General features: G+C 41.9%; 7 protein-coding genes. 6 read left to right on the plus strand and 1 reads right to left on the minus strand.

Annotated elements, in window-relative coordinates:
• Window positions 1-21 precede the first annotated feature (21 nt).
• The gene (locus tag CTN07_RS18110) at window positions 22-1,989 is read right to left on the minus strand and encodes a bifunctional 2',3'-cyclic-nucleotide 2'-phosphodiesterase/3'-nucleotidase (RefSeq protein ID WP_005301546.1); all 1,968 of its coding nucleotides are present in this window, start codon (window positions 1,987-1,989) and stop codon (window positions 22-24) included.
• A gap of 400 nt (window positions 1,990-2,389) precedes the next feature.
• Between CTN07_RS18110 and cysG the strand changes: the two genes are divergently transcribed.
• The 6 genes from cysG to cysQ are packed head-to-tail and all read left to right on the plus strand — an operon-like array spanning window position 2,390 to window position 9,293.
• Complete coding sequence (gene cysG, locus CTN07_RS18115; RefSeq protein ID WP_005301543.1) at window positions 2,390-3,799, plus strand: siroheme synthase CysG; 1,410 nt, start codon at window positions 2,390-2,392, stop codon at window positions 3,797-3,799.
• A gap of 12 nt (window positions 3,800-3,811) precedes the next feature.
• Window positions 3,812-4,720 (plus strand): sulfate adenylyltransferase subunit CysD, encoded by a 909-nt coding sequence (cysD, locus tag CTN07_RS18120; RefSeq protein ID WP_036764481.1) that lies wholly within the window; start codon window positions 3,812-3,814, stop codon window positions 4,718-4,720.
• Window positions 4,721-4,731: 11 nt separating this feature from the next.
• On the plus strand, window positions 4,732-6,156 hold the full coding sequence (gene cysN / locus CTN07_RS18125; RefSeq protein WP_005301540.1) for a sulfate adenylyltransferase subunit CysN: 1,425 nt from the start codon (window positions 4,732-4,734) through the stop codon (window positions 6,154-6,156).
• Window positions 6,157-6,162: 6 nt separating this feature from the next.
• Window positions 6,163-7,899, plus strand: coding sequence for an SLC13 family permease (locus CTN07_RS18130; protein ID WP_036764479.1), 1,737 nt, complete (start codon window positions 6,163-6,165; stop codon window positions 7,897-7,899).
• 18 nt (window positions 7,900-7,917) lie between these two features.
• Window positions 7,918-8,535 carry an adenylyl-sulfate kinase gene (gene cysC, locus CTN07_RS18135; protein ID WP_005301515.1) on the plus strand — a complete coding sequence of 206 codons (618 nt, stop codon included), beginning with the start codon at window positions 7,918-7,920 and terminating at the stop codon, window positions 8,533-8,535.
• Window positions 8,536-8,552: 17 nt separating this feature from the next.
• A complete protein-coding gene (cysQ, locus tag CTN07_RS18140; protein WP_005301513.1) occupies window positions 8,553-9,293 on the plus strand; it encodes a 3'(2'),5'-bisphosphate nucleotidase CysQ in 741 nt (246 codons plus the stop codon).
• The last annotated feature ends 532 nt before the right edge of the window (window positions 9,294-9,825 follow it).

Below are 9,825 nucleotides of genomic sequence, written 5' to 3' on the forward strand. Positions count from 1 at the left end.
ATTGCGAGTAATAAAAGAGATTTATTTCTTCGCTGATAGATCTAGATTATAAACGGCAAAGCCCACTTTATCGGTACCAACTTGTTTCATTGGGTACTGACCTTTTTCTTTAATAAACTCAGCCGCTTTTTCTGTTGGTGAGGTTTCAAAAGTAATGGTAACTGGTTTCTCGCTCTTAATTGGCCTGAAGTGCCAGTTATTGTCAGCACTTGGTACAACTTGACCTTTCTCTTTGCTCACACGGCTGATGTACTCGGCAAGTACGGTGCGGTTTTCATCAGGAGCGGCAAAAGCAATATGCTTCTCACCTGTACCGGCAAACTTACCGCTGTATGCGCGATAGTTGTTGGTCGCAATAATAAAGGCTTGTTTTGGATCAACCGCTTTACCATTGAACTCAAGATCTTTGATACGGTGCGAGTCTGGATTGATCAGCTTACATTCACCGTCGTAACGAGCTGGCTGGGTTAGATCAATGTTGTAAGTTACGCCATCAATTACGTCAAAGTTATAAGTACGGAAACCTTCCCAGTTGATCAGACCTTGAGGCTCTGTTTTATTTGGATCGATTTGATTGAACTGACCTGCTGAGCACTCTAACCACTCTTTCACATCTTGGCCACTCACTTTAAGAGCAACTAGAGTGTTAGGGTATAAGTATAAGTCTGCCGCGTTACGGAAAGTCAGCTCACCTTGTTCTACTTCGGTAAAGTTTGTTGGATCGTTACCACGGCCGCCTGCTTTAAATGGTGCTGCTGCAGAAAGAACTGGGATATCCGCTAGATCTGGGTCACCTTGAATAAAGCGTTCAACATAATCTTTTTGTGCTAGGTTAACGATCTGTACAGTAGGATCGTCTTGAACTAACGCAAGGAAGCTGTACATCTCATCGCTTGCTTTACCGAGTGGCTGATTTACAAAATCACGAGTGGCATTGTGATCGACTTTAACTGCGGCAACCAGTTTCGGATCGGCATCGACAATAGGTTTGTTCTTGGCCATATCAAAAATTGGACGAGCTTCAGTTTGAGCATCAATAACTTTCCAGCTATCACCTTGTTTATCTAATACTAGATCCATTACACCTACGTGATCGCCCCAGCGACCTGGCATAACGGCAGGAATACCGTTGATTGTTCCTTTCTTAATATCAGCACCAGGCAGTTTGGCAAAATCTTTACCTGGGAAAACTGCGTGAGAGTGACCAAATGCAATGGCATCAATGCCTTTTACTTGAGTTAAGTAATACACTGAGTTTTCAGCCATAACCTTGTAAGGATCGGCAGATACACCAGAGTGTGGAATTGCAATAATGATATCGGCACCTTCCGCCTTCATTTGCGGAATAAATTTCTCTGCAGTTTGCTTGATATCTTTAGCTTCTACCTTACCTTCTAAGTTCTTTTTATCCCAAACCATGATTTGAGGTGGAACAAAGCCGATATAACCCACTTTAATTTGGTGTGCTTTACCATCGGTATCGGTGAACGTATGTGTTTTGATAAGGTATGGAGTAAATAGGTTCTTACCGGTTTTTAAGTCGTACACGTTGGCGTTAACGTATGGGAAGGTTGCCCCTTCAAGACTGGTTTTTAGAAAATCGAGACCATAGTTAAATTCGTGGTTACCAATATTACCCACTTCGTAATCCAGTTGGTTCATCACCTTATATACAGGATGAACTTCGCCTTTCTTAATGCCTTTTGCTGCCATGTAGTCACCCATTGGACTACCTTGTAGCAAGTCACCATTATCTACCAAGATAGCATTTGGCACTTCATCACGCGCCTTTTCTACCAAAGTTGCAGTACGAACCAAACCGGTTTTTTCCGTTGGTTTATCTTTGTAGTAGTCGTAATCCATTACGTTGGTATGGATATCTGTCGTTTCCAGAATACGTAGTTTAATCGTTTCTGCAGTAGCCGGACCTGCAATCGCAAGTAGGCCACCAAGTACCGCAATAGAAAGTGGCTTGGCAGATAGTTTCATTGTTTGCTCCAAAAACATAGACATAGAAAAGCGTGGCAAAAGTAGCAAATTTTTGCCGCAAGAAATGTGAACTGATCGTTTAATTGTGCTTAAGCTCTCGAAATTATCGCTATCTGTGACTTAAGTAGGTTTAAAAAGCAGCAAAGGAGAGCCAAACGATTGCCATATTCATTTCGCTTCTTAATAAGAATTGGCTATAAGTTAATCTTTTTTCATTAGATAAACAGGAAATTATTGGCTTCCTTCCTGTATTTTTCTCTCAGAGTTACAAATTCGTTCCTTTTCTTATGATGTTTTATTCCAGCCAAACTTTTTGGAATAAAAAAGATAATTTTAGAATTTCCGGCAATAACTATCCCTTCTTATAGTGGTTAACAGTTCAGGAAGATAGGAAACGGTTATGGAATACCTCCCCATTTTTGCCGATATCAATCGACGTCCATGCTTAGTTGTAGGTGGTGGTGAGGTTGCTTGGCGTAAGACGCAAATGTTATTGCAGGCTGGTGCAAATGTGCATCTAGTAGCAAAGAGTGTTAGCCCCGAAATACAAGCCGCAATTACCAATCAACAAGTGGTACTACTGGCTGATTCATTTTCCCCTGAGTTGTTGAATGGCATGTTTTTAGCGATTGCAGCAACAGATTCTAAAGCGGTAAATACGTTGGTTTATCAAGCGGCAAATCAACGTCAGATTTTGGTTAATGTGGTTGATGATACACAACGTTGCAGCTTTATTGTTCCTTCTATTATTGATCGCTCGCCTATTGTGATTGCTATCTCATCGGCAGGAAAGGCGCCAGTATTGGCTCGATTGGTACGAGAAAAATTAGAAACGTTATTGCCGCAGCATCTTGGCAAAATGGCTCAGGTAGCAGGGGAGTTTCGTGCTCAGCTAAAGCAAGTATTACCTTCTTTTTCTGCGCGTCGACATTTTTGGGAGCAAGCCTTCCGTGGCCGTTTTGCTCAGCTGATTGCCAGTAATAATATCGAGCAAGCTAAGGCAGAGCTCATCACGCTTTCATATCAATCTAATCCAGTCGGTCATGTTTCTCTGGTTGGGGCCGGTCCTGGCGATCCCGATCTTTTGACCCTAAAGGCATTACAACAGATGCAACAAGCGGATGTGGTGCTCTATGACCAACTTGTTTCGCCTCAAATTTTAGAATTAGTTCGCCGTGAGGCTCAGCTTGTTTCTGTCGGTAAAAAAGCGGGTTGTCATAGTGTTCCCCAAGAACAAACCAACCAATTGTTAGTGGCGTTTGCATTACAGGGTAAAAAAGTAGTGCGTTTAAAAGGAGGCGATCCCTTTATTTTTGGCCGCGGAGGAGAAGAGCTGGAAGTCTTGGTGGAACATGGAATTGAGTTTGATGTGGTTCCGGGTATTACTGCGGCAGCTGGGGCAACCAGTTATGCCGGTATTCCGTTGACTCATCGTGATTATGCTCAAAGTGCAATGTTTATTACCGGCCATTTAAAACAAGAACAAGATGATCTGGATTGGAGCACGCTTGCTCGAGGACGACAAACGTTAGTGATTTATATGGGACTACTTAAGTCATCTTATATTCAACAACAGCTCTTAGCTTATGGGCGATCTAGTCATACCCCTATCGCGATTATTGAACGAGGAACCCAAGCTGAACAAAAAGTGCTGGTAGGGCAATTATCGCAGTTATCAGAATTGGCAAAGCAGGCCCAGTCGCCATCTTTGATTGTGATTGGAGAAGTTGTTGCTCTTCAGTCGAAATTGCAATGGTTTAATCAAACACAATCACAGCCATCATCTGCAGCTGTTGTGAACTTGGTATAAATGGAGACAGTCATGGATTTAGCACGTTTAACCCACCTCAAACAGTTAGAAGCAGAAAGTATTCATATTATTCGTGAAGTCGCCGCTGAGTTTGATAATCCGGTAATGATGTACTCAATTGGTAAAGATTCATCGGTCATGCTGCATTTGGCTCGCAAAGCCTTTTATCCAGGAAAGATCCCATTTCCACTGCTTCATGTCGATACTGATTGGAAGTTTCGCGAGATGATCGAATTTCGAGATCGTACAGCAAAGAAATACGGTTTTGAGTTATTAGTACATAAAAATCCAGAAGGGTTAGCGATGGGGGTGGGGCCGTTTACACATGGTTCATCTAAACACACCGACATTATGAAAACCCAAGCACTAAAGCAGGCATTAAATCAGTATGGCTTTGATGCTGCATTTGGTGGTGCTCGTCGCGATGAAGAGAAATCTCGGGCTAAAGAGCGGGTTTATTCTTTCCGTGATGAAAATCATACTTGGGATCCCAAAAATCAGCGCCCTGAGTTATGGCGTACTTATAACGGTCAAATTAATAAAGGTGAGAGCATTCGAGTATTCCCCCTTTCAAATTGGACTGAGCTGGATATTTGGCAATATATCTATCTTGAAAATATTGAAATTGTTCCATTGTATTTGGCCGATAAGCGCCCTGTGGTTGAGCGAGATGGCATGTTAATTATGGTCGATGATGAGCGAATGCCACTTACTGATAGCGATAAAGTGGAGCAGAAGAGTGTCCGTTTTAGAACGCTTGGCTGTTATCCCTTAACTGGAGCTATTGAATCAACGGCAACCACATTACCTGAAATAATTGAAGAGATGCTGGTGGCGACATCCAGTGAGCGCCAAGGTCGAGCCATTGATCATGACCAATCGGGCTCAATGGAGCTAAAAAAACGTCAGGGATATTTCTAAGGAGAGAGCAGATGAACCACGCAATTCAACAACAGGTTGCCGAGCTTGGCATTGAAGCTTATCTCGACCAACATCAAAATAAATCATTATTACGCTTTTTAACCTGCGGCTCGGTTGATGATGGTAAAAGTACCCTGATTGGGCGTTTACTGCATGATTCCCAGCAAATCTATGAAGATCAATTAGCGGCGATTCATGCTGACAGCCAAAAAGTTGGAACAACCGGAGAAAAACCTGATTTGGCTTTGTTGGTGGACGGACTGCAAGCTGAGCGTGAACAAGGGATTACTATCGACGTTGCTTACCGTTATTTTTCTACTCAAAAGCGCAAATTTATTATTGCCGATACACCAGGGCACGAGCAGTACACGCGAAATATGGCGACAGGCGCTTCAACTTGTGATGTTGCGGTTATTTTGATTGATGCTCGTAAAGGAATTCTCGATCAGACCCGTCGTCACTCTTATATCGCATCTTTGCTTGGGATCCGTCATTTTATTGTAGCGATCAATAAAATGGATTTGATCGACTTTGATCCCAAGGTGTTTGCTCAGATCTCACAACAGTATTTAGAGTTTGCCCAACAATTGGATCCCAATATTGAGATAACGTTTATTCCATTATCTGCTCTTGAGGGGGATAACGTTGTTGAATTAAGTGCAAAGACACCTTGGTATCAAGGGAGCTCATTATTGGCAGTTTTAGAGCAAGTTGAAGTTAACCACTCATTAGCACAACAAGTGATGCGCTTTCCTGTGCAGTATGTTAATCGTCCTCATCTTGATTTTCGTGGTTTTGCGGGCACATTGGCCTCAGGTACGTTAACTGTAGGAGATAAGGTTAAGGTACTTCCGTCGGAAAAAGAATCTTATATCGAACGTATTGTGACGTTTGATGGTGATCTACCGCAAGCCGTAGCGGGGCAAGCGATTACAGTGACTTTAACCGATGAAATTGATATCAGTCGAGGTGATACGCTCGTTGCAGCCTCAGAGTCTGTAACCTTAGCAAATCAAGTATTGGCTGATATTGTCTGGATGGCTGAGTCGCCGTTAACCGTTGGCCGTGAATACGATATTAAAATTGCAGGTAATAAAACCCAAGGCCAAGTCATTGGATTTGAACATCAGATTGATATTAATAAGTTAACTCAATTTAGCACGGAGCAACTGTCTCTCAATGGTATTGCACTCGCAAAAGTGAAATTCAATAAAACCTTAGCTATTGACAGTTACCAAGCGTGTAAAGATACCGGTGGCTTTATTATTATCGATCGCTTAACCAATGTTACTGTTGGTGCTGGCATGGTTCGTCAGCCGTTAGAAAATAATCAAACCCAAGCTAATTTCTCTCAATTTGAATTGGAGTTAAACGCGCTTATTCGTAAGCATTTTCCGCACTGGAACAGCTCTGATATCAGTAAATTGTTAGGGTAGCGGCTGATGAGTTGGGAGCAAGGAGCGGTATTATCCATGTTGTTAGTTTTGGTCATTGCTTTAGTGGTGACCAAGATTAAGCCTGCATGGTTATTTGCGGGCATTGCATTCATCGCTTACCAAAGTAATTTACTGTCATTGCCTGAGCTTGCCGGGAATTTTACTAATAGCTCTCTGCTGACCTTAGTTTTATTGATTCTAATTTCAATTGCGCTAGAGAAAACGCGCTTGATCAGTTGGGTTGGATTACAAATTTCCCAAGGATCCCACTCTAAAGTTGTTACTAAACTCGGCCTTTCTACTGCTATCTTATCGTCTTTAACCAATAATACAGCAGTGGTGGTTTCTCTAATCGGTGCGGTTAAACGAAACCAACGTCATGCTCCCTCCAAGCTCTTATTGCCTTTGTCGTATGCGGCTATTTTAGGCGGGACTTTAACGCTAATCGGCACATCAACAAATCTGATTGTAAATAGTTTTGTAGAAAATGCAGGATTGCCCAGTTTAAGCTTTTTCGCCCCATCTGGAATTGGTTTAGCAGTGCTGGTGGTCGGGTTGTTTGTCTTGATCCCCCTAAGTTATAGCCTGCCTACTTACGATGATGATCATGATGATTCATTACCTTATTTTCTTGAAGCAACCGTAGCGTCACATTCGCAGTTGATTGGTAAAAGTGTCACAGATAATGGTCTACGTGCATTGCGTCGATTGTTTCTTGCCGAGATCATTCGAGAGGGGAGAACCATTGCTCCTGTGTGTCCTGATACTGAATTGGTTGCCAATGATCGTTTACTTTTTTGCGGTGATATTGACAGTGTTACTACCTTACAAGAGATCCATGGCTTAGAGCTTTTTGGACAGCATCACCTTAATGGGCAATCAATGTTAGAGATGGTGGTGAGTCATTCTGGCCATTTATGTGGTAAGACGTTAAAACAGACCGATTTTCGAGAGCGTTTTGATGGTGTTGTTGTTGCAATTCGTCGTGGTCATGAACGCTTAGCAGGCGGGCTTGGCAATATTCGCCTGGAAGCTGGGGATACGCTTGTGATTGTGCCGGGGAAGACCTTCTTTACTAATAGAGCTCAACTTTCACGTGAGTTTGTCCTGTTTAATGGTCTTGATTCCAGTGCCCGTTTTGATCAAAGAAAGAGTGCGCTAGTTCTGGTTAGCTTTATATCGGTGATTGCATTAGCGCTTTTAAATTGGGTTCCCCTGCTAAAAGGATTGGCTATCCTTTTAGTGGGATTACTCGCTTTTGGCATGATCTCACTGGCTGAAATCCGCCGTCGTTTTCCTATCGATATTATTGTTATTGTCGGTTCGGCCTTATCTCTTGCTCAGTTAATGTTAAGTACGGGTCTTTCGCAACGGCTGGGTGATGCTTTAATAACGGCATTTAACGGTTTTGGCGTCTATGGTGGATTGATTGCTGTCTATCTATTGACTTTAGTTCTTACTGAGCTGATTACCAATAATGCAGCAGCTGCTCTCGCTTTTCCCATCGGTTATAGTTTGGCCTTAGGATACGGTGTGGATCCTATGCCTTTTATTATGGCCGTTCTTTTTGGCGCTAGTGCCAGTTTCATTTCACCCTATGGTTATCAAACTAATTTATTGGTCTATAGCGTAGGGAATTATCAGCTACGTGATTTTATTAAATTGGGATTGCCGCTCTCTTTAGTTTATTCCAGCACTGTACTTGTGCTTATTCCTCTATTTTTCCCATTTTCTGCCTCTTAATTAATAAGGAGTGTTGCAATGACTTCAGTTTTAGTCAAAGACAATGTGATTTGGCATCAGCATTTAGTCAATAAACAGATACGAGGAGAGCTGAAACAACAGCGCCCCTGCATTCTCTGGTTTACCGGTTTAAGTGGCGCGGGTAAATCGACGATAGCAGGTGCATTAGAAAAGGAATTGGTTCAGCGTGGCTACCATACTTATCTGCTTGATGGTGATAATGTTCGCCATGGGTTATGCCGGGATTTGGGCTTTTCTATTGAAGATAGAAGGGAAAATATTCGTCGTATAGGAGAGGTTGCAGCATTAATGGCTGATGCTGGACTGATTGTACTTAGTGCATTTATTTCGCCAGAACGGAGAGAACGTCAGTTAGTTCGTGATTTAGTGGCAGATGGTGAGTTTATTGAAGTGTTTGTCGATACCTCATTAGTTGAATGTGAGCGGCGTGATCCTAAGGGGTTATATAAAAAGGCCAGAGCTGGTGAAATTAAACAATTCACGGGCATTGACTCTATTTATGAGAAACCGCTTGAGCCTGAGATCCATTTGGTTTCTGGTAGCGATAACCACATAGAAGATTTAGTATCGAAGTGTGTTGATGAGCTGTACGCTCGCCATATTATTAGCAAATAGTTCACAGGAGGTTTCTATTGGCTATTTCACTCGATACGCTTCTTGCCATTGCAACTGATGCCGGCAATATCATCTTGCAACATTATCATGGCCAACTTTCGGTAGAGACAAAAGCCGACAATAGTCCAGTCACATCTGCTGATTTAGCTGCTAATGAAATAATTGTTAGTCGATTACGTCAACTGACCCCCAATATCCCTATCCTATCTGAAGAGTTAATTCACCAAGATTGGTCTGTTCGCCAACAGTGGCAGCAATTTTGGCTAGTTGATCCACTTGATGGTACGAAAGAGTTTATTCGTAAGAATGGTGAGTTCACCGTTAATATTGCGTTAGTTGAGCAAGGTAAACCTATTCTTAGTGTTGTTCATGCCCCGGCATTGCAAAAAAGTTGGATTGCAGATGGATCGCAGGCATGGCTTATTACATCAGCAACAAAAGAAGTATTAAAGGTTCGTCCAGCAACGGTACCAACGGTTGTAGGAAGTCGTTCTCATCCATCTTCTGAATTGCAAGCGTATCTTACCCAGTTAGGTGAGCATAAGTTTATTGAAGTCGGTTCTTCATTAAAGTTCTGCTTAATTGCTGAAGGACGAGCTCATGTTTATCCTCGTCTAGGACCGACAATGATGTGGGATACCGCTGCAGGACAGTGCGTTCTTACAAGTGCTGGTGGTTCGGTCCAACTATTAGATGGTCAAACGTTGTCATATCATCGGCCAGAGCTATTGAATCCCTATTTCATTGCTCGAAATTAAGTAATTTATATGATTAAAGGCCAAAAGTTTATATTTTGGCCTTTTTATTTAAACAGGATGCTAACAGGGTGTTTTTATTGTTTTTTGATGTTTTACTAGTTGGTGTTGCAGTTTAAGTGATTAAAAATCAATGTGTTAATTCTGTTTTTTGGTTCTGTGGATAACTTGTGCTTAAGTGGTGTGTAAGATGTTTGTTGGTCGTTTAGGGGGTAAAGTACGATCTTTTTTTGATCATTTCATAATTTTTTCTTCTTCTATATAGATAAAGCAATAAAGTAAAAGTTAACTTATAAGGGACCAGACAAATAAAGGGCTGGCAGAAATTAATTTTAAAAAATGTGTTGACTTGAAAATTTATCACTGTATTATGCACCACATCGAGACGGGACAGCGGTTCCAAATCGATATTGTTCTTTAACAATTTGACCATGCAATCTGTGTGGGCACTCGTGAAATGATTTAGTCTAAAAGATTTAATCAATGAAACTGAGTGACCAAGTGATACGTAAGTATCAGCACAGTCAATTCATTC

The sequence above is a fragment of the Photobacterium damselae genome, assembly GCF_003026815.1.
GTDB classification, from domain to species: Bacteria; Pseudomonadota; Gammaproteobacteria; order Enterobacterales; family Vibrionaceae; genus Photobacterium; species Photobacterium damselae.

Bases quoted from the DNA above. Each gene is read 5' to 3' on its own strand.
- CTN07_RS18110 (WP_005301546.1), bottom strand. From the start codon at position 1,989: ATGAAACTATCTGCCAAGCCACTTTCTATTGCGGTACTTGGTGGCCTA.
- cysG (WP_005301543.1), top strand. From the start codon at position 2,390: ATGGAATACCTCCCCATTTTTGCCGATATCAATCGACGTCCATGCTTA.
- cysD (WP_036764481.1), top strand. From the start codon at position 3,812: ATGGATTTAGCACGTTTAACCCACCTCAAACAGTTAGAAGCAGAAAGT.
- cysN (WP_005301540.1), top strand. From the start codon at position 4,732: ATGAACCACGCAATTCAACAACAGGTTGCCGAGCTTGGCATTGAAGCT.
- CTN07_RS18130 (WP_036764479.1), top strand. From the start codon at position 6,163: ATGAGTTGGGAGCAAGGAGCGGTATTATCCATGTTGTTAGTTTTGGTC.
- cysC (WP_005301515.1), top strand. From the start codon at position 7,918: ATGACTTCAGTTTTAGTCAAAGACAATGTGATTTGGCATCAGCATTTA.